The organism is Rhodospirillaceae bacterium, from assembly GCA_016712715.1.
GTDB lineage: Bacteria > Pseudomonadota > Alphaproteobacteria > Dongiales > Dongiaceae > Dongia.
The window spans coordinates 794732-816144 of the sequence record JADJQM010000001.1 but is presented as its reverse complement, the minus strand read 5'-3'; the positions used below and the strand labels follow the sequence as shown (position 1 = coordinate 816144).

Here is a 21413-nt window from a genome sequence, read left to right as displayed (position 1 = left end):
GGGCGGGGGAGGTCTCTATGAGGTTGAGTGCGACCATGGCGTCTCTTTTGACGGTCGCCGTCCTGACTAATGCGATCGTCATCGTATGGTGGTACGAGCAGGCCAGTGCCCTCGGTGTTGGGCTTTGGTCTGAAAGCGCAGCGGCCTGGATGCAGGTAATCGGAACGATCGATGCGCTGGTACTCGCAGTTCTGATTCCGGCGTGGCAAAGAGATAAGGAACGACAAGATCGAGTTGACGAACACGACAAATTCGTCGACGCCTTCGGCCTCGTGCTGCTTCCCACGCTTAAGGCTTACGTCGAGAGCTTGCAGTCCGATCTCGATACTAATGCCCGCCAAGCCGAAAAGGAGAAGGGTAGCAAGACGAATTTCTATGCCCACGACGACCGCCATGGGATGGTCCAGTTTTTTAAGGAAAATTGGGAGGCTGTCTCTCGCTGCGACCGCCGAGTTGTAACCGGTGTTGCCAAAGCGGTGGCTCACGCCCGTAACGCCAGCCGCCACTACAGCAACGAACACGACGTATGGCCGATTGATGAAGGCGACGGCACCGTCTGGGACATCAGCCTCGGCGACAATGTTACATACCTTGCCTACGTCGCTGATCTGGAGGCAGCACTTCGCGAATGTGAAGCCATCGTTGCCTTTATCGAGGAATGATGGGGCATATCTTCTAGTCGTCATAGTCTTTCTTCAATCTCAAAACGTCGCGCCCGCAGATTGACCTGACGCCGCGTGACGGCGCCAAGCGCGGAGAGCGTACCGAAGACTGTGTCATGATTCTGATAGGCGCCACCCGGCTCCGGCACGACCAGGATGTTCTCCACCCGGCCGGCCAAGCGATCGAGGGCTGAAACCTGATTGTACCGCTCGGCATCGGTGAGGTTATCGAGCGAGAATTGCTGCACCCGCTGGCGATCGCGCCGGATGATGTATTTTTGGCCACCCTCTGAATAGCTGGCCGGGCCTTCATCCTTGAAGCCGTCGACTGCGCCCCAGGAGCGACCATAGGCCGGTTGCCATGCGTCGCCCGCCCACGCGGCACCCGCCTCGACATAGTTCAAGGCGATCGATGCGTCGCTTAAATCGATCTTCACATAACGCGCATTGATGGCCGCCGGCAGCAGCAGGGCCGCCTGCGCGATATTGCGCTTTAGCACCGTGTTGACCACCACGGCACCCATGGCGACGACGCCGCTGTCATAGAGATCGCCGGCATGGGCAGCACTCGACGATAGGCGCACCCGCCAGGTGGCGGCGGGTGTCACATTGCTGCCGAAGATCCCGAACAGCCGGCAAGGCTTGGCCGCCGTGAGGTCCGCCGTGATGAAGGCGGCCGTGCCCGGCGCGCTCCGCCATTTGGTGGCGAGATGGTCGACCAGGAGATTGGCGGCCGAGAGGGAGCCTACCTCCGACGAAGCGGCAAGGGTTGCCGCCTTGAGGTGATTGATCCAGGAGAGCGCGATCGTGGGCATGTCAGTCCTTCACCACATCACTACAAGGGAGCTGGCGCGCATCTGCACGTCGAGTTCGACCGTGATCACGACGACCGGCCGGCCACCGCTGAGGCCGTAACGGGGATTGTCGACGCGGATCACGTCGTTGTTTTCGAGAAGGTAGCCTTGCGATTGGCAAGCCACCCTCGCCAGCATCGGCATGCGGCCGTGGTTCGCGATGATGATCTCAGCTAGGCGCAGCGCCTCGGCCTGCTCGACGAAGAGCGAGTCCACGTAGATGTCCTGCGCCTGCGGATGCCGGATCTGGATCGCTGCGTCTTCGCTCTTCACGTAGCGTGCCGGCGAGGTGAGAAACTGATACCGCTCGGGCTGCGTGTCGATGATGACGCCGGCGATGTCCTGCGCCGACATCGGCGTCCAGTTGAGGCCCCAGCCAACCTGCACGCGCCAGAAGGGTGGGTTGAGGGTATCCGGCACGTCCATCAACGTGACCTCGATGCTGTCCTTATCATCGAGCGTCGCCTTCGGGGTCGTCGCATTGATGCCGCTCAGCATCGAGAGGGCGAGCGAGCCGACGCGCAAGGTACCGGTGCGACCATGCACCATGAAACCCAGCACCGGCCCCAGGAGGCGGTTGAGTGTCTGGACAGCGCCGGCATTCTCGGCCGGGATATAGAGGCCGATGACGCCGGGCCAGGCGAGCGCCAGGGCGGTGAAGCTCGGCCCGTCCATGAGCCCGTCCGACAGGTCCAGGCGATCGCGCAGGATTCGATAGACGACATCGGCCGTGTTGAGCGGCGTGACACCCCACTTGTTGTCGCCGATCACATCGGCGGTGACGATTCCGTCCGGGGAGGCGCCAAGGCGGACATAGCCGCCGGAGAGTTGGGTCGAATAGAACCCGGCGGCCGGCGCAGCGAGCAGGATATCGGCAACGTCGCCGGCCTGCGTCAGGGGAGCGGCGTTGACATAGCAATTAAGGACGCCGCCGGCCGAGCCATCGTGAAACTGATAGATGAGGTTGACCGGGTCGATGAGCTTCAGCTCGATATTGAGCGGCCGACCGAAGGCGAGCGGCTTCGGCACGCCGGCAAGATCCGGGGTGCCATCAAGGCCGCCGGTGCCGCCGTAGCGGTTCTTCTGGATTGGCTTGTCTAATGGCCACACCAGGTCGCGCAGGGTTAGCTCAATGCGACCCTTGTCGGCGCAGCGCCAGCCGCCAGCGGTGCCTTTGAACAGCGTTTGAAACTGGCTGCCGTCATAGAGCGGTGCGCCGATCTTCACTTCGACGTCGCGGCCGTCGATCGCCATGACGCTGATCATGTCGTCAAGGCCGCCGTCGCCATTGAGGAACGACTGCGTTGCAGAGGTTGGCACGACACGTTGCTGATCGAGTGGCGAAATCGGAATGGAGCGGGAGAGGCTAAGCGGTTGTTCGACGCGCGGTGAGAAATGCCGGTTCGGCCAAATTGTGTCGCTAGGCTCGCCGGTCCAGCCGCGATCGGAGAAGCCAACGGGTGCCGGGCCGGCAAGGCCCGTAGGCAGGATGCCGGCACCGCCCACGGGTGAAAAGGCGACGGGTTGTGCGCCGGGCAGCATCAGGCATCATCCCGCGTGAAGGGCGTCAAGATGACAATGGCGACCAGGTCGACGATCGAATCGTCTTGCAGCTTGATGAATTCTGGCGCTACCGGCGTCGTGGGAAGCGACGCCGAGGCGACAGGAACGGAAGCGACAGGGTCACCGGTCAGCACGGCTTACCAACCGGTCTCGATGTCGTAGGCTTCGACGGCCGCCGGCTCGTTCAAGGCGCGCACAGCGTCAATGTGCGACCAGGCCACGTCCCGGCGGAGCTCGACGGCATGCGCGGCCCAAAGGCCCAAGGAAATCATGCTGTCAGGGGTCGGTAGCGGATACCATGTGTTGTCTGCCATGCGCCACCCCTTGTCGATCATTCGCTGCGGCCAAGCAATCAAACCTGCGCTCGCCTTGACGACGGACGCTTGCTGCGTGGCGTCGCCAATGTTCCCCTGCGACTCCATGTCGAGCTGGATAGGGCGATTGCCGGCGAGCGGACATGGCACCAGACGCAGCGCTTGAGCGAGACGTTGCTTAATGGCGGCAATCTTCGCCACCCGAACCGGGGCTATCGGCCAAACCCAGGCACCGCCCTGCCAAAGCTGTGCGCCAGCGTCCACGGGGGCGGCGGCCACGGGCGTGGCGTTGCCGTAGGGGTGGTGTTCCTCAGGGCCATCGAAACAGCCCAGGCACTTTCCGGCCTCATCGACATAGAACATTTGCATGGCTTACCCCTTGATGCACTTGGCGCGAAATACGAGCTTCCAGTTTGCCGCCGTCAAGGTGGTGCCCGCGCCGCTGGTTCGATTGGTGATGTTCGGATAGTAAGTCTGATTGATGCTACCCCGCATGTTGGTGGCATCCGCCTGGAGGGCCCCACCGTAGGTCCATTGGACCGCCCCGTAATCGATCTCATCGCCAACGGCCCAATTTAAATCGGCGGTTTTGCACCGGAAGACAGCTTGATAGCAGTTCGGCTGTTCGCCGAGGCCGTGCGCGACGGTGAACACCGTCGAGAGTGCCAGCGTCTGCTCGGCGCTCTCGAATGAATAGAAGCCGGTGAGCGTCCGCCAGTTGATCCCGTCGCTGCGCAAAAGCACGAAATTGCCGGGGCGTAGCAGGCGCGTGGTAAGGCCGTCCAGCGTCTCGGCGCCGTTGGGATCGATTGTAACGTCACCAGACGCCGCAGAGTTCCGCACACCGATTGTGCCGCCGTTCCCGGCCGTGGCGGCAGCAAGAAGATTGAAGGTGACGCCGGCAGTCGTGAAGTTGATCTCGGTGCCCTTGTCGGCGACGACCATCGCATAGGTGACCGCCTTGGTAGTGACCGGGAGTGAAAAGGCGCCGCCGGCGTCACGGCGCGTCCGATAGTTGGCGCCATCGCTGCGGATCTCGGCGCCGGAATTCGGCGCGATCGTCAATGTGGCCGCGCCGTCGATCGTCGAAGTCGCAGGCGTAATCACGACGCTGCCGGCGCCGGCGTTCTGGCATTCCGTCCACCAGGGCGATGCAAAGGCGCCGGTTGCCTGCGAGAGGGTGACTGCGCAGCCGGCAGCATTGGTGAATACGATCAGTTTGCCGACGTCGGAAGCAAGGAAGGCATAAGCGGCGGCCGAGACGACCTTGACGCCGAGTGATCCCATTACGCACGGATTCTCGACCTGCCAGACATCGGCCGTCGCTTCGTAGACCAGCTCGGCGATGAAATCCTGCGGCAGCTCGCCGGGTTCCGGGTCGAGCGTAACCCCGCGTTTCTTGATCGCCTTGGCGCCGAGCGAATTATGATTGTAGGTGCAGGCGCCGCTGTTGGTGAGTGGGATCTTCACATGGACACGCATGCCACCAACCAGCACGGTCGAGGCGACGTCCGTGGCGCCGGTATAGGCGGCCGCCGTGCCGCCGGCGATGATGTAGCGGTGGCGCTCACCTTCCGGCCCGAAGTCCTCGGCGACCGCCACCAGGCTGACGATCTTGTCGGAGGCGTCCGGCCAGGCGATCGGGCTGCCGGTCGACGATTGGATCAGGCGATCGCGGCTCAGGGTCGACGGTCCGCCAGCCGTGAAGGTGCCTTCATTGACTTCGAAGACCGTCCCGTTCTGCATCTCGACCTTGTAGCGATACTTCTTGCCGCTCACGCAGACCGAGGCGAAGGGCACCACGCCCTTGGAGGTCACGGTGCCACTGAGGTTATAGGTGCCGCCGCCGGCGGTGTTGGTGGTCTGCTGGACGTTGTTGCGGATCATAGATTACCCCTTCGCAGCGACCGAGGTACGGCCGCTCCATGATTGGTTGGCCGTCGCATGTTGGTCGGCAATGCGGGCCGCCCTGGTTTCGGTGGTGAGTTTGCCGAGTTGCTGCGAGAAGCTGGCGGCGAGCGTTTGCAGGCCATCGGCCTGGCCGTCCCGGATCTCTGTCAGCAGCTTGATGGTTTTCGGTGTTGGCTGCGCCACTCGCCAGGCCGCCGCTGGCGCTGCCGCCCATGAGCTGCGTCATGACCTGGTTGAGGGCCGCGACCTTGTTGTCGTTCGCCGGATCGCCGGTTAGCTTGACCTTGCCGCCGGTCAAGGCACTGATCAGGCCATCGCTGCCGCCGTCGTGGCCATCGCCCACGCCACCGCCGGTACCGCCGCCGCTGCCGGTGGAGGAAGAGCCGCCCATCATAGAGCCGCCGGTACCGCCCAGCACATCAGGGCCAAGGTTCATTTCAAACGGCCGGCCGAGCGCGCTGCTGATCTGGTCGGCAATGAGGCCAAGGCCGGGGAAGCCGAGGCCCATGCCGATCGCTCCGACAATGGCCCCAACGGGATCGAAGCCCCAGCTCGCTTGGCCCGTGTTTGAAGGCGCGTTCGGATTCGATGAGGGGAGATTTTTCGACTGGTCGTAAGGATTGATTTCGTTAAAGCCGAGAAGGCCGGCAAAGAAATTGCCGATCTGGTCCAGGATCGTGTCGCCGACGCCGGCGTAGTCGCGATAGGCCTCGTTATCGTTGACGGCCTGCTTGTTCTTTTCCTTGACCTTGGCGAGGCTCTCGGTGCCCGACATCATGCTGTTGAGATCAGTCGGGCCGTTCTTGTTCGAGCCAATTCCGCCGCCAACACTGTCGCGGTTCGCCTGCCCGCCGTCCTTCGTGCTGTCATGCATGCCGCCGCCTGTATGGCCGCCGACACCAGAGCCGTCCTTGCCATTCATGGCGCCACCGCCGCCGCCGAATTGCAGCAGGCCGGTCATCGGATTGACAGTGCCCGAACCACCGAACGCCTTGAGGATCTTCGCCTCGTTGTCATTGATATGGGCGACCATCGTGTCGCCATTGGTGTGGTAGCGGTTGACGAGCTGTCCGGCCATGCGCGCGTTGATGACCATGGAGGAGGAGCCGGCGTTGATCAGCTCCGGACCTTGCTCGCCCACCCATGAAAGGCCACTGGCGACGCCACCGCCGGCGAAGCCGGGAATGTTGCCGAGCTTGCGCGTCAGCTCAACAATTTGATCGTAGATCTTCGCGTAGGCCTCGGTGGCGCCGTAATAGCCCTTGGCGACCTGGAGATAGTCGCGGGCGGCCTCGACAAAATTGGCGTTGTCGTTGGCCGCCACGACGTCGTTAAAGCGGCCCTGCGCCTGGCTGAGCTTCTGGGTTGGTGTGTTGGCGGCGAGATCGCCAAGCGTCAGCTCGTCGAAGAACTCCCGGAAGGAATCCTGCATCTCATTGAGGCCGGCCTCGACGATTGCCTTGCGCTTCAGCGCATAGAGCTCCTCGACGTTGGCGAGGTCGAGGCCCAGCTCGGTCGCGACCGCTTTCCGCGCCTCGTATTCTTTCTCCAGCTCGGCCATGGCATAGGCTTGCGGGTCTTTGATCTGCAGGATCTCGCTATCGACGCTGTCGGCGAAATTCTGCCGGAAGACCTCAGTCACATGCTCGACCGAGAGGCCATATTCCTCGGCCGTCGATTTGGCGGAGGCCAGCGCCTTCTTCAAATCGGTCAACGCATTGGCGGCGGCGATCGCCGGCGTGCGGATCTCGTCGACCCGGTCATAGAACTTGCCGAAATCCACCATCTTGGTGAGTTCGTCGGCGTCCTGAATGCCCATGTTGTCGTTGTTCTTGAAGGCATTCTTGAAGATGGTGAGGATGGTCTCGGAGACGCCGCTGACCAGGCCCTTCTCGGCGGCCACGGCAAGCGACCCGCTGAGGAACTGTGGCACGAACTGCTCGGCGGTCTCGGAGGTGCCGATATACTGATCGGCAAAGCTGCCATAGAAGTAGTGTTTTTCACCCTTCTTCTTCTTGCCCTTCACCTTCGACTGATAGACCTCCTGGACCTGTGCCTCGGCCGAGGGGTCGAACGTGGCACCAAGATCCAGGAAAAAGTCATTGAAGGCGTGGGACATGGCGTTGCCGAGTTTGCCGCCAGCCTGGTTGTCGGCCTTCATGCCCTTGCCCTTGGTATAGGCAAAGGTGCCGTCGACATCGAGCATGCCCAGATCGTTGAAGCCGAGCGTGGCACCCGCAACGCTCTTCTGCTTTTTCCACTTCTCCTTCTTGCCGAACATGCCGCCGACGAATTTGCCCAGCATCGAGCCGACCGTGGCGCCGATCATCGAGCCGACCGGACCGAAATACGAACCGGCGATGCCGCCGATCGCGCCGCCGACTCCCGCGCCGATGCTCTCGCCAGCGCTGCCGCCCGAGGCATAGGTCGTGGCGCCGGCCATCAGGCCGGAGAAGATGCCACCGCCGACTGGGCTGTTGAGCATCCCGCCAAGGCCGCCGGCGCCGCCCGATCCGAACATACCCGACGTCGCCGGTGCGCCTGCGCTCGGGCGTGGGCCGCCGATCGCCGGCGTTCCAGCGTTGCCAAAGAACATCGACCCGATGCCTGTATTCAATTGGCCACCGTTGAGGCTCCCGCTGAGGATGCCGCCGCCGGTACCGCCGGTGCTGGCGCCGCCATTGCCGCTGCCAAGGCCGAGCTGGCTGCTGAGATCGCCCATGCCGAGATTGCTCAGCACGCCGCTCACGATCGGCCGGAAGATCAGCAGCGTGGCGATCTCGGCCGCTAGCTGCTTGAAGACGTCGAGGAGCGAGCGGCCGAAATCCTTAAACGATTTCACGTTGCCGTCGAGGATCTTGCGGAACATCGCCGACCAGGCTTGCTGGCTGCCTTGCAGCGCCTTTTTGAACGGCTCCTGCATCATCTCCGCCGACTTCTTGGCGGCGTCAGTGATCTCCTTCTGGCGATCGATGGCGGCGTTGAGCTTCGTCTGATCGTCCAGCAGCGCCTTAAGGCGGCCGCGCTCTTCGGCGGTGATCGGTCGGCCGAGCTGCTCCTTCAGCTCGACCTCGGCGCGCAGCAACGGAATGAGCGCCTTGCGGCCGTTAAGTTCTAGCCGCAGTTCCTCGTTCTGCTGTTCGAGGTCCGCGATGTACTTGGCGAACGTCTTGGGTGCCTCGGCCTGCTTTGTCAGCAGGTCGACGCTTTCGTCGATCGCCTTGTTGAGCTGGCGCTGATCAGCCAGCCAGGCGGCGATCTGTTCGACGGTGACGCCGGCCGCGCGCTCCAGGCCAGCCAGGTCGTCCGTGCCGAGCTTGGCCGCCTGGCCGAACTCCAGCAGCATGGCCGTCGCCTTCTGCGCATCCTTGGTGATGTCGAGGCCTTCCAGACCACCACCGTCGATCGCGATCTTCTGGGCGGAGAGATCCGCGATGCTCTGCGCCAGGTCCTGGATCTGCGCGCGCGCCTTTTTGATCTTGTCGACCAGCCCTGTGTCGGAGCTGCCGCTGCCGGCGCCGGCGTCGGCAACTACTTCGCCGTTCAACAGCCCTTGAAGCGCGATCTTTGCGTCAAGGATCGACTGCCGCAGCGTGTCGATCTGCTCCCAATTCGAGGCAAGCTGGTTCTTGAGGGTCGGGATGCGGCCGAAAGTGTTGGCCGGGTCCGTTTTGTCGTTCTCGTCATAGAGCGGCGACATATACGAGCGCTCTTTATCAAGATCGCCCTGGAGCTGATCCTGATATCGGAGGCGCTCCGCCAGAGCCTGCTGTTGGGTGGCGATTGCCTGCTGCTGCTTCTCGGCCGTGAGCTGGCGCTCCAGCGAGGTCATTTCCTTGATCTTGTCCGAAGACAGCCGGCGGGCGTCATCGGTGACCTTCATCGCGTCGGCCAGGGCCTTTTCCTGGGCAGCGGCTTCCGCGTTGGCCATCACCAGGGCGCTGACGCCGGCAACCACCAGGCCGATCGCCACGGCAACCATACCGAACGGCGTCGCGACAAAGGCTAGGCTCTCGATCGCCAGGGCACGCATGCCGAGGATGGCACCCTGCAGCCAGATGCCGATGTTGATGGCGACCAGGCCGGCCACGGCGGCCGCCAAGGTGTCGATATGTGGGGCAAGGGCCACGGCGGCGTCGATCGCCAACTGGAGGCCGGCGGACAGCGCCTCGGCAAAACGGGCCACGGCCTCGACGACCTGTGGCTCCGCCAGCTTCTTGGCGAGATCGGAGATGGCACCGGCAATGGTGGTCGTGGCGCCGCTGGCAGCGTCGGAGAGGCCCACCAGGCGCTGGAGGGAGTTGCCGAGTTGGGTGAGCGCCCGGCCGACCGTCAGCGGCATGCGGGCAAATTCCTGCCCGATCTTCGGAGCTTCCTCGGTGAGGGCCTTCAATATCATTTGAACGGTGAGCTGACCCTGCTCGGCCATGGCGCGCAATTCGCCTCTGGTCTTGCCCAGGCTATCGGACAGGGCCTGCGAGAGACGCGGCGCCTGCTCCATGACGGAATTGAATTCATCGCCGCGCAGGACGCCCGAGGCGATCGCCTGGCTCAACTGCACGATCGCGGCCTGCGCCTCGGCAGCACCCGCGCCGGACACCACAAAGGCCTGGTTGATGGTCTCGGTGATGGCGAGGAGCTGGCGCTGGCTCGTGCCGAGCTGGGCCGTCGCCTGCGCCAGCCGCGTGTAAAGGGTTGCGGTGCCACCAAAGGCCTGCCCGGTGCGCTGCGACACATCGAAGAGCTGGCTCTGGACGGCCTTCAGCTCGAGGGCGGACTTGGTGACGAGGGAGAGGCGGCCCTCGGTCAGTTTCCAGGCGTCGGCCCATTGGATAACCTGGCGCACGACGAGAGCACCACCGACGACAGCGACCAGACTGCGCAATTGCGAGGTCATGCTGCCGGTGGCGGACGAGGCACGCTGGGCGGATCCGGTCAAGCGATCGAACTGTCCGGCGGCACCACCGGCAGCGGCCGCAGCACCCGCAACACCGGCCTTGGCCGCCCCCGCCCCGGCGGTAAACCGCCCGAGAGCATCGCGGGCCTTGTTGGTGGAGCTGGCCGTCCGCTCGGCACTATCCGACAGGCGGCGGACTTCGCCGCTGGCGTCGCGGGTGGCAGCTCGCAATCCGCTGCTATCGCCCGTCAGGATGAGGGAGGCGCGCATATCAGTCATCAGCGCGCCCCACCCATTCTAGCGATCTCTGCCTGGCGGTCCTGGTCGGCTTTCGCCACCTTGCGGGTTTCGGCGACATAGGCGGATTCGAGGACCTGAAGATCCTCGAACGCCCGCTTTGAAACATGCCGTCGCATCATTTTGAGGCCCGCTTGAACGCCGGCATAATCGAGGCCGGTCGGTAATCCGCTGGAGGTATCCCGGCGCCATTGCGTCATGACGCCGAGGAAGAGCCGGAGGCTGTCCAAGTTCTCCGGCCAGATCTCGATCAAGGAGTTGTCCGCTTCGGCGGCTTCCATCGCCTCGATCTCTTCTTCCGCCACACCCATCATGCGGAATTCGTCTTTGACCTCGTCTCCTGCCGTCGCTGCTGATCGAGGGCCGCGCGCGATCGCCTGCGCGGCCTCGATTAGTTTTTTTGCCGACCCGTCCCGTTGATCGCTTCGGCGAGATACGCCTGCGACAGCGCCGCCAGGACCAGCGGCTCATCCAGGAGACGATCGCGCGCCTCCTCGGTGAACTCTGCTGGCGACCCGTCCTCATTCTCGACATTCTCGAAGCCGACAAACACCTGCTTAAGCAGTTCCAGGTCCTCGCCGGCGGCGCGGAGCGCGTTGATGTCACTGACCTTCAGCGACTTGAAGATGGCAAAGAAATCGATCTGGGAGTGCGTGCCCTTTTCATTCGGCATGCGGATAAGGATCTTCGTCTTGAAGCGGCGCTCGGTTGCGAGTTTGAAAGCCATGGGGATCTCCGTGCGTGGGGGAATAGAATTGGCCGGGATTTCACCGGCCTCCGGCTGGACAGTTTCCGCCGGTAGCCCAGCTATAGCCGCCGGGCGGTAGCCGCATTTTCAGCGGCGACATCCTCGTTAGGTGATGGTGATCTTCACCTCGTCGTTGCCAAGGCTCGGGGCGAAGAGCAGGGGCAAGTTCATCATGATCTCGCCCTGGTCCTGGCTGTAGGTCGGCCGGCCGATTTCCACGGCAGGCGCATCGATCTGCACCATGTTGCCGGCCACCGTGCCGTGCTTCACAGAGATCGCGGCGCGCGTCCGGTTGATGGCGATGCCGAAGAAGTCCTTCAGGCTCAGATCCGGGCTGACGATGACAGCGGTGCCGCTCGGCTTGCGGTCTACCAGCTCGATCGATTCCTGACCGATGAGGAAACGGCCCTCGATCTGGTTGGCCATATCCAGTTCGAACGACTGGGCGACGCACGAGAAGCCGTGGATCGAAAAGATCGTCGTGTTGTTCTTATTGACGGTGACCGGCGTCTTCCAGGCCGTGAGTGTCAAGGCCGGGAGCGCCGCCGAGGTGACGGCGACGAACAAACCCTTGAACATGTAGCGCCAGACCGGGAGGCCGTTGGCATTGATCGACGCGCGCACCGAACCGCGCGCGCCGAGCAGGGCGTGCTTGCTGCCGCCGAAGAAGAAATAGATCGTCGCCGATTCGAACGCGGCCGAGATAGGCGAGTATTCGGCTTTCACCGAAGCGGTGAGCGTCTCGGCAAAGCCACAGGCGCGGTGCAACGGCGCATAAGCCGGCGCTGTGCCGGCGGCACCGGCGCCAGTCATTTCGACGTCGAAGCTGAGCGTGGCGTGCGACTTGACCAGCAGATCGCCGTTGTTACCCAGCCAGGGTAGCTCGATCTCACGGCTGATGCTGTCGCCATCGAGCGGGGTGAGTTCGACATTGAGACCCTGCACCGCATTGGCCACGCCGGTCGGCACCGAATCCGTGCCATAGACCGTCTCGACCTTGAAGGTGAGGGCTTTAGCTCTCCATTTGTAACCCATGTGAGATTACTCCTTAGCTCTGGCGGCGACGGCCGGGAGTGCCGCCTTCGCTCGGGTTGGAACCGTCGCCGGCGGGTTCGGTCTTCGGCGCAGCGGCCGCGGCTTCCTCCTCGGTCTGCTTTCGCGCCGCCTCAGAAATGATGTCGTCAGCTTTGGCGCGGGCCGTCGCGCGCTCGGCGTCGGTCATGTTCTGACCCTCGACCTGCAACGCCGTGCCATCCGCCTGCATGATGAAGCTGCCGCCGTGACCATTCATGTCGTCTCTCCTTGTTGCCGGCGGCGCGTCAGGCGCGCAGATACCAGCGGGTCAAAACATCGATTTGCAGAAACACACAGCCGGCCTGGATGCCGACCAGGCGCACGCGCCGCAGCTCCATCGGATCGCAGCCGGAGAAAGGCACCCAACCGAGGAGTGCTACCTTCACGTCGTTGCCGAGTGCGTCGAGGATGCCGCGCGCCTTGGCACCTTTGCCGTCGCCTTTGACGCCGTGCACCAAGACGATGCCAACGGTTTCGGTGCCGCGTTGGCGGGTCTCGCCGATCATATCGGCCGCCGGCTCGAAGTCCTCGGCGATCGGCACCACCCACGCGGTCGGCGTCTGGGTCGGCACGACGCCTTTCTCGACCATCAGGGCGAGATCCGCGACGTCTTCAACGCGGCCTTGAAGGGCGGCGACCTGGGATTTCACCCGGGCCATGGTGGCGTCGATGACTTCGATCGTCATTGTGCCGCCCTCAAGGCGTCGGCGATGACGTCGACGATCATTTCGCGATCGCCCGCGCCGATGCCGAGGAATGGTCTCGCCGGGATGGTGACGCTGCGCTTCGTGACCCACATATCGCCGATCTTGAATCGCAGGCCCTTTGCTGCCTTGGCGACGATCTTCGCCCCGAACTGGTGGACGGCGGCATAGATGACATTGGTGCCGACTTCGACCTGCGACGCGGTCGCGCGGTGCGTGATGGACTGATAAAGCCGGGCGCTCTTGCGGAGCGTGCTGCCGCCTTCCGCAATGGCGCGGATTGATCGTGGCCATGGATTGCCGTCCGGCCCTTGCTCCTGTTCGAAGCGCATCTGGGTACTGGTAACCAGGCCGGCGCCGATCGCGTCCATGATCGGCTGCGGATCTGCAGCGACATGCTCCAGCCTGGCCAGCTCGGCCTTGGCAGCGATGTCGTCCAGGCGGAAGGAAAGAACGGCTGACATCAGAAATCCACCATGTTGGTGCGGGTGAACTTCCGGTCATCGCCGGAATACTGCGCGCCGGATGACACAGCGTCGGATGCGGCGGCCACGGCGGCGCTCAGCATGGTGATGCCGTTCGCCAGCTCGCGCAGGCGTGCTATCGCATTCTCGTAATCGGCCTTCACGGCGTCGGGATAGACCGAGGCGTTGCCGTGCAGGAGATAATAGGCGATGTGGGTGGTGTAGAGGTTGATCTCGGCCGGCACCGGATTGACCGGCAGTGCGTAGCGGCCGCGCAGATAGCTGTCGACCATGGCGGTCGCCTTGCCGAGCGCGTCGGCGATCGTCGCCACGTTGACCACCCCGGCCGGGGGCTGGTCACGATCGGTCAGCGAAATCAGCGCCTCAACACTGGCGTGTCTTTCGAGATCGATTTGCAGGGCGTAGGTCAAGCTGTCACCCCGGTGGGGAAGTAAGGCGGGCCGGTGCCTATCGCGCAGTCACCGGCCCTTCCTGGTGGGCCAAACCATCGGCTAAGCCGATGGCGCGACGGCCCTGGTATTAGGTGGCCTTCTTGGCGGGTTTCTCTTCCGCCAGTTTCTCGACTGCGCCGACGGCGGCCAGGTCGGCCACCTCTTCGTCGTCGATGTCGATGATGGCGCCGATCTCGCAAGCGGCTTTGCCCGGCTTCGTTCTGATCGGCGTGAGCGCCTTTACCTTCATGGGGATCTCCTATTGACCGCGATCGGGCCGGCGACGGGGTGCGCCGCCGGCGTGTCGAGCGCGTCGATTAGTTCGGGGACTGGAAGAGGTAGCCGGCCGAGGCGGCGGCAATGACCGGAGCGCGCTCGTAAGTCACGGGCACGATCCAGCTCTTGTTCGGCCGGTCGGCATAGATCTCTTCGACGCGCGGATCGCCGTCCATGGCATAGGTGAAGCCGAAGCCGGGCGTGTCGGCATCTTCCGGCACCGGCGGCACATAGCAGAGGCCGGCATTGTTGCCCCAGATATCGCTGGCGACGCCGGCATCGGTCATGCTGATCGCCGCGCCGACATAGACGTTGTCAACCTGCAGGATGCCCTTTGCCATCTCCGGCGACACCATGCCGTCCGGATTGGTGTACTTGAAGCGATCGACCACCTGTGGATTGTTCTTGAAGGCGTTCCAGGCAACCGGCGAGAACCAGGCCGTGTTGGGATAGACGCCGCACTGTGAGCGGATGGCCTCGCGACCGGTGTCGAAATCCGTCACGGGCACGCCGGTGCCTGCCGACCATTTGGTGCCGCCGGCCAGGGTGACCCTGTTGGAGGCGGCATACGTGGCGAGCGTCGTGACGAGCGTGGCGCCTTCGACCTCCAGGGACTTGAGGGCGATCGACATGCCCTTCTTTGTCGCGTTCGTCTGGAGATTGATGCCGACCACGGCTTCGGCATCGCGCTGATGCTCGAAGGGGATCGGAATTTCGAGCGCGTCCTGCACCAGGGCGTAGGGCTTGCCGGTGTAACCGAGCGCGACGCGCTTGGTACCACCGCCAGGCGCGCGGCGGAGGTTGTAGCTGAGAAAGGCTTCCTTGCCGAACTCGATGATTTGCCCGCCGGCGGCGAACACGGGGACGCGCGGCAGAATCAATGGCACCATGAATGCCGGATTGGAGTAGCCGATAGCAACGCTGCTAAGGACCGGGTCGATCACGCGCACCTGGCGCAGGGACATATTGGTGGTCACGGTTGAACTCCTTTTGAAGGTAGCGGGCGCGGATCGCCGTTAGGGTGGCGGGCCGGTATCAGTTCGGGATGAGCAGCACCTCGATAGAGTCGCCGAGGGCGAGAGACTGTTGCAGGGCGCTGCCGACGACGACGCCGGCGGCCTTGGTAATGACACGGCCCGAGGCGTCAACTTCGACCTGGGCACCGGCCGCGATAGCGCCGCCGGCTTCGACCACGGCCGTGCCGAGGACGTCGACGGCAATCTGGTCGCCGATCGCCGCGTCGGTACGTGTGACACCGAGGCAGCGGGCGGCCGCAGCCGGCACGGCGCCGGCATGGGTGATGAAGCGGTTCTTAACGAGAACGGCGGTGGCCGCGATGCTCAACACCAAAACGGAAAGGGCTTGTTTGCTCATCGATCAGATCCTTGTGTACGTCGCCTTAGTCGGGCGCGGGTGGGCGGGTGTGTTGCTGGTCGCGGTCGCCGACCCATCTCGCAATGGATCGAAGACCGCGACCCTCCCCACACGAACGGTTAGGCGACGACGCGGAGCGCCGCCTCGTAACTGACGTTCGGGTTCTTGGCCATGTGCGCGCGCACCTTGTTGTGGAGGGCGATGCGCTCGGGATCCATGGTGGTACCGGGCTGGGTCGGAATGCCGACAGCAATCTTGTCTTTGCCTTCGCCGGCGGCGGCGAGTGTTGCCTGCACGGTGCCGGGGTCGACCACGACGGGCGCGCTCTCGGCCCATTTGTTGAATGCCGCCAGGTCGCGCTTGGCTTCGGCAGTCCAGTAGTCTTTCTGCGCCGGCGTCACCTTGCCGGCGCGCATCTGGGTTTCGACGGCAGCGATCGCATCGGCTTCCTTGACCTTCGTCTGGAGCGAAGCGAGATCGGTAACGACCTTGTCGTGGTCCGCTTTCGGCACGAAGGCGGCGGTGTCGAGGCGCGCAAGGGCACCGACCGCTGCGGTCGCGATCTCGACGCTGGTCTTGCCCGAGAGGTCGAGGGTCTTGCCGAGGGTGTCGAGCTGGACGCGGAGATTCTGCGCGGCGGTGACGATCGCGCTGGCGTCGCTGTCCGTGGCAATGGCGAGCGCAGCGCAAAGCGCCGCCGACTGAGAGGCGTTCATGGTGGCTTCCTTTTCTTTGGCGGGAGGATCGGTCGGCAGGCCGCCGGATTGAGACGCCAGGGCCTGCATGACGAAGTTCGGTTTGTTGACCAGGCCGGCGCCGGTGAGCCGGAGGATCTCGCCGGAATCCTTCAAGACGGCGAAAGCCGGGGAGATGAACCGGTATTCCTTGTCGGCAATCGACGCCGATGCGCGGCTGGTCCACTCGACCTCGCCCCACAATCCGTCAGCGTCCGATTCCAGCTTGGTGATCCAGCCGGCGGCCGGCTTCTCGACGCCGGCGCCCTGCGGCAGATCCGAGAGGTGGTCGTAGTCAATGCTGAGCGGGAGCTGGCTGGCGGCGATCATCTTCGCGATGTCGCCGACGCTATACGGGCCTCGGCCGTCCTGCCCGCGCCAGGCGGCGCCGGTGACGGCTTCCTTGGGCAGCAACTGGATGCGGGCCGGAGCTTTGCCGGCCAGGTCCTGGGCTGCGACGATGACGTTCGTGGGGGTCTTCATACCCCCGGAAGCTAGTCGTCGGGAGCACCGCCTCGGCACCCCGAACATGCTCGGCGGGGCCGGGGCAAGGGGGTCACGCGGTCAGGACCGCGAATTCGGGGTGAGTATGGGGATTTGGCACCGGGCTGGCAATTGCCCCTGTCGAAAATTGCCGGATGGCCTCCGGGTGCCCGCCAGGGCCTTCAAAATGCCCTTCAAATGGGAATAGGGTATGGTCGGGGCTGCGACGGGGCCGGTGCATGTCTGCGAGCCGCTTTCGGTAGAGTTAGAATCCAAGGGGCAATCGTCATGGAGAGCGACCGAAAAGTTGAGCAGTTCTTTGCTTCTATCTCGGGGGGCGAGTCGGCATATAGCGACGGGCTCTTTACATATCTTGCTGTCAGGCAGGAAGCGGCACTGTTGCTGGTCTCCGGAAGCTTAACCTACCAATTTCGGCCAGCGCCGACCGTGATGCCTGTCTTCAATTCGCCCTCGATCCAGGTTGGGCAAGTCCGATTCAGCGACCTAAAAATGACTGGAAGACAAATTGTCGCGGCGTTGGAGGCCGGAGAAATCGAGATTCCAGGGGGTAGATTACTTTTCAGCTCCCCGCCCCACGGGCTGCGCGAATCTGGTTTTACCCCTTTCAGTCCAGGAGGAATTACAACGCAGCGACGCATCGCTTCATTGTTGTTGGCCGGCCAAGCTACCGATGGCTGGTTGTACGAGCCCCATATCGATTGGGAACTACGAGCAAGTAATCCCCCCTATCACAGCCTGCGAGATCTTCAGCATGCCTATGGCCTAAATGCTGGCATTCCGCCGCATGCTTACATTGAATTCACGGCCATCACTATTGCCGAGATCGATGCGGGGGAGTCCACGGTCGACGGTACGAAAGCAAGAGTTGGAATCTTTTTTTCACCTCACCTGCCCACCGACAAAGTGTCGCTCGGATTGATCGTCCAAGGAATCGACCAAGTCCATGAGCGGCGGTATTTTTCTAGCAATGACCTCACATGGACCACCCGTGAGCTTAGTCAATACGGCCTTTTGGAGGTGACCGTGCCCGAAGGCGCTATCGTGAATTGTATTGTCTCCTATGACGGCCTAGCACAACACTACTTCTGGATCGGCGACCCCAAGGTTACTAGAAATCCTCGTCGCGCCGCTCTGGAGGCCGCCGACGGTGAACTGAAGCACATGGTCGAATTCCTGAGCGCCAAAAAGAAGCAGCCTCAAGACGATTTCGAGCTGGCCGTGGCTTGGCTTTTTTGGCTGCTAGGATTTAGCGCCGCACATTTGGGAACAGTCAGCACAAAGCTGATGGACTGGTCCGACATGATCGTTGCAACACCTCGCGGAAACCTCGCCATCGTTGAGTGCACGGTGGGCAATCTAAAAGCCGATACGAAATTGCAGAAATTAGTCACGAGGGTGGCCGAGGTTCGGAAGCGCCTAGATGCTGGCAACAACAAAAATATCCAGCTTCTGCCAGTAATGGTATCCGCAAAGGATCAAGCGGAACTTGATGCGGAGATCGAAGAGGCGCAACGCTATGGCGTGTATGTGATGACGCGGGAGTCGATTGATAGTGCATTGGCCCGGACGGCATTCATCAATAACGCAGACCGCACATTTGACGAAGCACTGGCAGAGACGGAAGAGGCCAGACTCCGGCTAAACAAGGCTAAAACGGATGTTGAAACCTTGGCCTAGCCGGCCTATCTTTGGGTACGAAGGAGCTGCGGTGGGGATGCTGCCCCCGATACCCAGGTCCCGGTGCCGGCGGCGCGCATGCCGCTAGGCTCCATCCTCTCACCGCCCAAAGAGCAGTTTTCCCCGGCGCTGGCTTTGCAGATAGCCGAGCTGCGACGAGGGAAAGAAGGTCCAGGCCTCCAGCCGACCGCGCACCACTTGAGCGGCCATGACCAGGCCGCGCTTTCGCGTGCCATCGTCCAGCACCTTGATCAAGCGCTTCCGCAATTCGACCTTGCCCGTGCCCTGGTGGCGCTCGAAAGACAGCCAGATCTCGAAGGGATCGGTGAGCAGCTCGGGCAGGAACGGCACGAAGGGCGCCCGCTCGATCGGCATATGTGTCGCCAGGCTCTCCGCATTGACCGCGACGACACTGCCGTCTGGTAGATCGAAGGTACGTTCACGGCCACCGATCGCATGGCTGATCGCCGACGCCATATTGTCGACGGACGATGCCTTGGCGCCCACAGTGGCGACCGCTTTGTCGATCGGCACGGCGGCCGGGCGGCCAAGATCCCGCCAATCGCCCGGCGTCAACGTCTCCCAGCTCTCGCTGCCGGCGCGGCGCCAGGCGTCCATCACATCGTCGGAGAGCTTGCGGCCATGGGCAGCGAGGCCAGGGCTATAGCCGAAGCCCGGATCGATGCCCTGCGGCACCTTCATCAGCACCTGGCCACCCGGCATGTTGACCGGCCGGTCGATGAGGTCGATCGGCGGTGCCGCATCGCTCACCTTCAGGCCGAAGCGTTTGAGGTCGATTTCCGAGATTGACTGGATCGTGCAGCGGCAATTCCATCCATTGGGCGGGCAATGCGTATCCCAGAATGGATCATCGACGGCCAAGATGGTGCCATGCCAGGCGCGATGCTCCGGCCGGGTCTTCGTGTCGAGGATGGCGACGTAGCGAAGATAGGGCCGCAATGCCTTCACGCGCTGAGCCTGAGCCCATTTGCCGGTCGAGTAGGCCATGCGGAGGTTGGTGTTGTAGATTATGGCCGAGCGCCAGCCCCGGCCGCCGTTGTAGCTCCAGCCATGCGTTGCGACGATGCGGTCGAAGTCGGCGCGGAACTCGGCAAGTGTGGTGCCCTGGTCTAAGGCCTTTTGAATGGCCCCCTGGAAGTCCTTCAACAGCGCATCCTTGGTTGCGCCGGCGACGACGAAGGCGCGCGCATGCATGCCCTGCCACAGATCCGTCCAGGTCGCGGTCGGCAGGCGCACCTTGTCGCGAAAGAAGTCGGCCGCCTCGGTGAATGGGACCGCGCCCGGAGCCGGGTTAGGCGCCATCAGGCCGCTCCGATCTCGTCAGCGCCCTTGACATGCGCGAGCAACATCGCATCGGCGAGCAGATCGCCTAGCTTGGTGAGGTCGAGCGAGGGATAGAGATCGAGCAGCCGATCGGCAAGCTGCTGCAGGCTGGTAATCGTCGGATCTTGCACGAGAGTACGGATCTGATCGACGGCGCCTTGCATCACCGCCTGCGTCTGCTGATCGAGGGCGTCCTCCAGATCGTCGACATAATCGCGCGGGCCACTGATGCCAGGGTGGCGCGACGCCACATGCTTGTCGGTTGGTTTCGTCTCATCGTCCGCCACGTCATCCTTGGCCGGCAGCGTCTGGCTTTCCCGAGACGGGCCGAGCAGCTCCTCATCGTCGGCCGGGTCGGGAATACCGAGCTTGTCGCGGATGCTGGACATGCCGACCTTCAAGCCCCGGTCGATCAACGCCGGCAGCGTCTTGCCTAGCATCTCGTGATCCATCGCCTCACGATTGCCGATGCGCAGCGTCGGATAGGCCTTCTGCGGCCCATAGTTCAGATCAACCATCGGCCGCACGAGCATGCGGTTGATGGCAGCGGCGAGCTGCTTGGCGTCCGACCGCTTGATGTCTTCGCGGACCTCATTGTGGACCTTGCCGACCGCATAGCCGCCGGCGATCGCGTCCGTGGTGCCGGTCTGCCCGACCACCACCTTGGAGACCTGCTGGTCGAGATAATTGGCAAGGCTGCTGAAGAGCTCGACCGATTTGGGCGCGTCGACCTGGAGCTGCTCGATCACCATCGAGGTCGGGATAATGGCGGCAAAGTCTGTCGAAATGTTCATCACGGCATCGAGCAGCGTTGCCTTGTCCTCGGGCGAGGCGCCGGGACCATACTTGCCGACGCGCACCGGGTGGCCATAGGCCTCGGCAAAGATCACCCAATCCTTGAGGGTGAAGTTCTTGAAGAGCCAGCACCAGGCGACAGCACGCGCCAGGCCACCTTTCACGGTGAGGCCTGACTTGGCTGCAATACGGGTGGTGATAAACTTGTAGGCGGTGAGCGGCCTGTAGTTTTGCCCGTCGATTAGAAGGAGGTTCTGCCCCATCTCGTCAAAGCGGAACCATTTCTGATCGCACCACTCCAGGCGCGCCGGCATGTATTGCTTCTCCGATACCTCCCACACGATCTCGGTGACACTGTAGCCTTTGCCGGCAGCATCCATCATGTGGAAGAGTTCGTCCTCCAGCTCGGTGCGGCTGACGAAGCCACGGATGAAATCGGCGATCTCGACGTCGCGCGGAGCATCGGTCGCTGAGTCCACTGTGATTTCAAGCTGGGCCACGGCGCGCTTCCGGGTGCCGAGGACGCCGAGATAATGGAGGTCCTTTTCCTCCATGTCCTCGGCCAGCTCCAGATAGGCCGTGGGATCTATCGTCTCCGCCATGCGCAGGATGGCGCCGAGGCGCAACGGGTCGAGTCCAATGGAGGGATGCAGGCTGGTGATGTTCCGGCGTGCCAGCACATTTGGCGTCGCCTGCTGTTGGGTCAGCATCTGGCGATTGATCGGCAGGCCATCGGGGCCGAGAAGCCGTGGGGTGGACATGTTGATGA

20 protein-coding genes are annotated in these 21413 nt (G+C 63.1%); 2 read left to right on the top strand and 18 right to left on the bottom strand.

The window, feature by feature from the left end:
- Nucleotides 1-35: 35 nt before the first annotated feature.
- Entirely contained in the window at nucleotides 36-662 is a 627-nt protein-coding gene (locus IPK59_04120) for a hypothetical protein (GenBank protein ID MBK8157996.1), read from the top strand.
- A gap of 20 nt (nucleotides 663-682) precedes the next feature.
- On the opposite strand, the gene IPK59_04115 is transcribed toward IPK59_04120, so the two are convergent.
- The 16 genes from IPK59_04115 to IPK59_04040 form a co-directional block, all read right to left on the bottom strand.
- A complete protein-coding gene (locus IPK59_04115; GenBank protein ID MBK8157995.1) occupies nucleotides 683-1477 on the bottom strand; it encodes a hypothetical protein in 795 nt (264 codons plus the stop codon).
- 9 nt (nucleotides 1478-1486) lie between these two features.
- Complete coding sequence (locus IPK59_04110) at nucleotides 1487-3058, bottom strand: hypothetical protein (GenBank protein ID MBK8157994.1); 1572 nt, start codon at nucleotides 3056-3058, stop codon at nucleotides 1487-1489.
- 158 nt (nucleotides 3059-3216) lie between these two features.
- Nucleotides 3217-3762 (bottom strand): DUF4376 domain-containing protein, encoded by a 546-nt coding sequence (locus tag IPK59_04105; protein ID MBK8157993.1) that lies wholly within the window; start codon nucleotides 3760-3762, stop codon nucleotides 3217-3219.
- Between the two features lie 3 nt (nucleotides 3763-3765).
- Nucleotides 3766-5280, bottom strand: a complete 1515-nt coding sequence (locus IPK59_04100; protein MBK8157992.1) for a hypothetical protein — start codon at nucleotides 5278-5280, stop codon at nucleotides 3766-3768.
- Nucleotides 5225-10480 (bottom strand): tape measure protein, encoded by a 5256-nt coding sequence (locus IPK59_04095; GenBank protein ID MBK8157991.1) that lies wholly within the window; start codon nucleotides 10478-10480, stop codon nucleotides 5225-5227. Before IPK59_04095 ends, IPK59_04100 begins: the two co-directional genes overlap by 56 nt.
- Nucleotides 10480-10812, bottom strand: coding sequence for a DUF1799 domain-containing protein (locus IPK59_04090; GenBank protein ID MBK8157990.1), 333 nt, complete (start codon nucleotides 10810-10812; stop codon nucleotides 10480-10482). Before IPK59_04090 ends, IPK59_04095 begins: the two co-directional genes overlap by 1 nt.
- A gap of 77 nt (nucleotides 10813-10889) precedes the next feature.
- Nucleotides 10890-11225, bottom strand: coding sequence for a hypothetical protein (locus tag IPK59_04085; protein MBK8157989.1), 336 nt, complete (start codon nucleotides 11223-11225; stop codon nucleotides 10890-10892).
- A gap of 126 nt (nucleotides 11226-11351) precedes the next feature.
- On the bottom strand, nucleotides 11352-12281 hold the full coding sequence (locus IPK59_04080; GenBank protein MBK8157988.1) for a hypothetical protein: 930 nt from the start codon (nucleotides 12279-12281) through the stop codon (nucleotides 11352-11354).
- A gap of 13 nt (nucleotides 12282-12294) precedes the next feature.
- Nucleotides 12295-12537: a hypothetical protein gene (locus IPK59_04075; protein ID MBK8157987.1), complete on the bottom strand. Its 243-nt coding sequence runs from the start codon at nucleotides 12535-12537 to the stop codon at nucleotides 12295-12297.
- 28 nt (nucleotides 12538-12565) lie between these two features.
- Nucleotides 12566-13006 carry a hypothetical protein gene (locus IPK59_04070; GenBank protein MBK8157986.1) on the bottom strand — a complete coding sequence of 147 codons (441 nt, stop codon included), beginning with the start codon at nucleotides 13004-13006 and terminating at the stop codon, nucleotides 12566-12568.
- The gene (locus IPK59_04065; protein MBK8157985.1) at nucleotides 13003-13488 is read right to left on the bottom strand and encodes a phage virion morphogenesis protein; all 486 of its coding nucleotides are present in this window, start codon (nucleotides 13486-13488) and stop codon (nucleotides 13003-13005) included. The genes IPK59_04070 and IPK59_04065 overlap by 4 nt, the downstream gene beginning before the upstream one ends.
- On the bottom strand, nucleotides 13488-13919 hold the full coding sequence (locus tag IPK59_04060) for a DUF1320 domain-containing protein (GenBank protein MBK8157984.1): 432 nt from the start codon (nucleotides 13917-13919) through the stop codon (nucleotides 13488-13490). Before IPK59_04060 ends, IPK59_04065 begins: the two co-directional genes overlap by 1 nt.
- 109 nt (nucleotides 13920-14028) lie before the next feature.
- The gene (locus IPK59_04055; GenBank protein MBK8157983.1) at nucleotides 14029-14190 is read right to left on the bottom strand and encodes a hypothetical protein; all 162 of its coding nucleotides are present in this window, start codon (nucleotides 14188-14190) and stop codon (nucleotides 14029-14031) included.
- 67 nt (nucleotides 14191-14257) lie between these two features.
- Nucleotides 14258-15181 carry a major capsid protein gene (locus IPK59_04050; GenBank protein MBK8157982.1) on the bottom strand — a complete coding sequence of 308 codons (924 nt, stop codon included), beginning with the start codon at nucleotides 15179-15181 and terminating at the stop codon, nucleotides 14258-14260.
- Nucleotides 15182-15251: 70 nt separating this feature from the next.
- On the bottom strand, nucleotides 15252-15590 hold the full coding sequence (locus tag IPK59_04045; GenBank protein MBK8157981.1) for a DUF2190 family protein: 339 nt from the start codon (nucleotides 15588-15590) through the stop codon (nucleotides 15252-15254).
- A 119-nt stretch (nucleotides 15591-15709) separates the two neighbouring features.
- Nucleotides 15710-16807 (bottom strand): hypothetical protein, encoded by a 1098-nt coding sequence (locus IPK59_04040; GenBank protein MBK8157980.1) that lies wholly within the window; start codon nucleotides 16805-16807, stop codon nucleotides 15710-15712.
- Between the two features lie 288 nt (nucleotides 16808-17095).
- On the opposite strand from IPK59_04040, the gene IPK59_04035 reads away from it, so the two are divergent.
- Nucleotides 17096-18505, top strand: a complete 1410-nt coding sequence (locus IPK59_04035) for a hypothetical protein (protein ID MBK8157979.1) — start codon at nucleotides 17096-17098, stop codon at nucleotides 18503-18505.
- A gap of 99 nt (nucleotides 18506-18604) precedes the next feature.
- On the opposite strand, the gene IPK59_04030 is transcribed toward IPK59_04035, so the two are convergent.
- Both IPK59_04030 and IPK59_04025 read right to left on the bottom strand, forming a co-directional pair.
- The gene (locus IPK59_04030) at nucleotides 18605-19828 is read right to left on the bottom strand and encodes a minor capsid protein (protein MBK8157978.1); all 1224 of its coding nucleotides are present in this window, start codon (nucleotides 19826-19828) and stop codon (nucleotides 18605-18607) included.
- On the bottom strand, nucleotides 19828-21405 hold the full coding sequence (locus IPK59_04025; GenBank protein ID MBK8157977.1) for a DUF935 domain-containing protein: 1578 nt from the start codon (nucleotides 21403-21405) through the stop codon (nucleotides 19828-19830). Before IPK59_04025 ends, IPK59_04030 begins: the two co-directional genes overlap by 1 nt.
- Between the last annotated feature and the right edge of the window lie 8 nt (nucleotides 21406-21413).

Excerpts from the sequence above, each read along its gene's own strand:
- IPK59_04050 (MBK8157982.1), bottom strand. The coding sequence starts at position 15,181 with ATGTCCCTGCGCCAGGTGCGCGTGATCGACCCGGTCCTTAGCAGCGTT.
- IPK59_04025 (MBK8157977.1), bottom strand. The coding sequence starts at position 21,405 with ATGTCCACCCCACGGCTTCTCGGCCCCGATGGCCTGCCGATCAATCGC.
- IPK59_04075 (MBK8157987.1), bottom strand. The coding sequence starts at position 12,537 with ATGAATGGTCACGGCGGCAGCTTCATCATGCAGGCGGATGGCACGGCG.
- IPK59_04070 (MBK8157986.1), bottom strand. The coding sequence starts at position 13,006 with ATGACGATCGAAGTCATCGACGCCACCATGGCCCGGGTGAAATCCCAG.
- IPK59_04115 (MBK8157995.1), bottom strand. The coding sequence starts at position 1,477 with ATGCCCACGATCGCGCTCTCCTGGATCAATCACCTCAAGGCGGCAACC.
- IPK59_04080 (MBK8157988.1), bottom strand. The coding sequence starts at position 12,281 with ATGGGTTACAAATGGAGAGCTAAAGCCCTCACCTTCAAGGTCGAGACG.
- IPK59_04045 (MBK8157981.1), bottom strand. The coding sequence starts at position 15,590 with ATGAGCAAACAAGCCCTTTCCGTTTTGGTGTTGAGCATCGCGGCCACC.
- IPK59_04055 (MBK8157983.1), bottom strand. The coding sequence starts at position 14,190 with ATGAAGGTAAAGGCGCTCACGCCGATCAGAACGAAGCCGGGCAAAGCC.
- IPK59_04085 (MBK8157989.1), bottom strand. The coding sequence starts at position 11,225 with ATGGCTTTCAAACTCGCAACCGAGCGCCGCTTCAAGACGAAGATCCTT.
- IPK59_04035 (MBK8157979.1), top strand. The coding sequence starts at position 17,096 with ATGGAGAGCGACCGAAAAGTTGAGCAGTTCTTTGCTTCTATCTCGGGG.
- IPK59_04120 (MBK8157996.1), top strand. The coding sequence starts at position 36 with ATGGCGTCTCTTTTGACGGTCGCCGTCCTGACTAATGCGATCGTCATC.
- IPK59_04110 (MBK8157994.1), bottom strand. The coding sequence starts at position 3,058 with ATGCTGCCCGGCGCACAACCCGTCGCCTTTTCACCCGTGGGCGGTGCC.
- IPK59_04065 (MBK8157985.1), bottom strand. The coding sequence starts at position 13,488 with ATGTCAGCCGTTCTTTCCTTCCGCCTGGACGACATCGCTGCCAAGGCC.
- IPK59_04090 (MBK8157990.1), bottom strand. The coding sequence starts at position 10,812 with ATGATGGGTGTGGCGGAAGAAGAGATCGAGGCGATGGAAGCCGCCGAA.
- IPK59_04030 (MBK8157978.1), bottom strand. The coding sequence starts at position 19,828 with ATGGCGCCTAACCCGGCTCCGGGCGCGGTCCCATTCACCGAGGCGGCC.
- IPK59_04040 (MBK8157980.1), bottom strand. The coding sequence starts at position 16,807 with ATGAAGACCCCCACGAACGTCATCGTCGCAGCCCAGGACCTGGCCGGC.
- IPK59_04105 (MBK8157993.1), bottom strand. The coding sequence starts at position 3,762 with ATGCAAATGTTCTATGTCGATGAGGCCGGAAAGTGCCTGGGCTGTTTC.
- IPK59_04095 (MBK8157991.1), bottom strand. The coding sequence starts at position 10,480 with ATGACTGATATGCGCGCCTCCCTCATCCTGACGGGCGATAGCAGCGGA.
- IPK59_04100 (MBK8157992.1), bottom strand. The coding sequence starts at position 5,280 with ATGATCCGCAACAACGTCCAGCAGACCACCAACACCGCCGGCGGCGGC.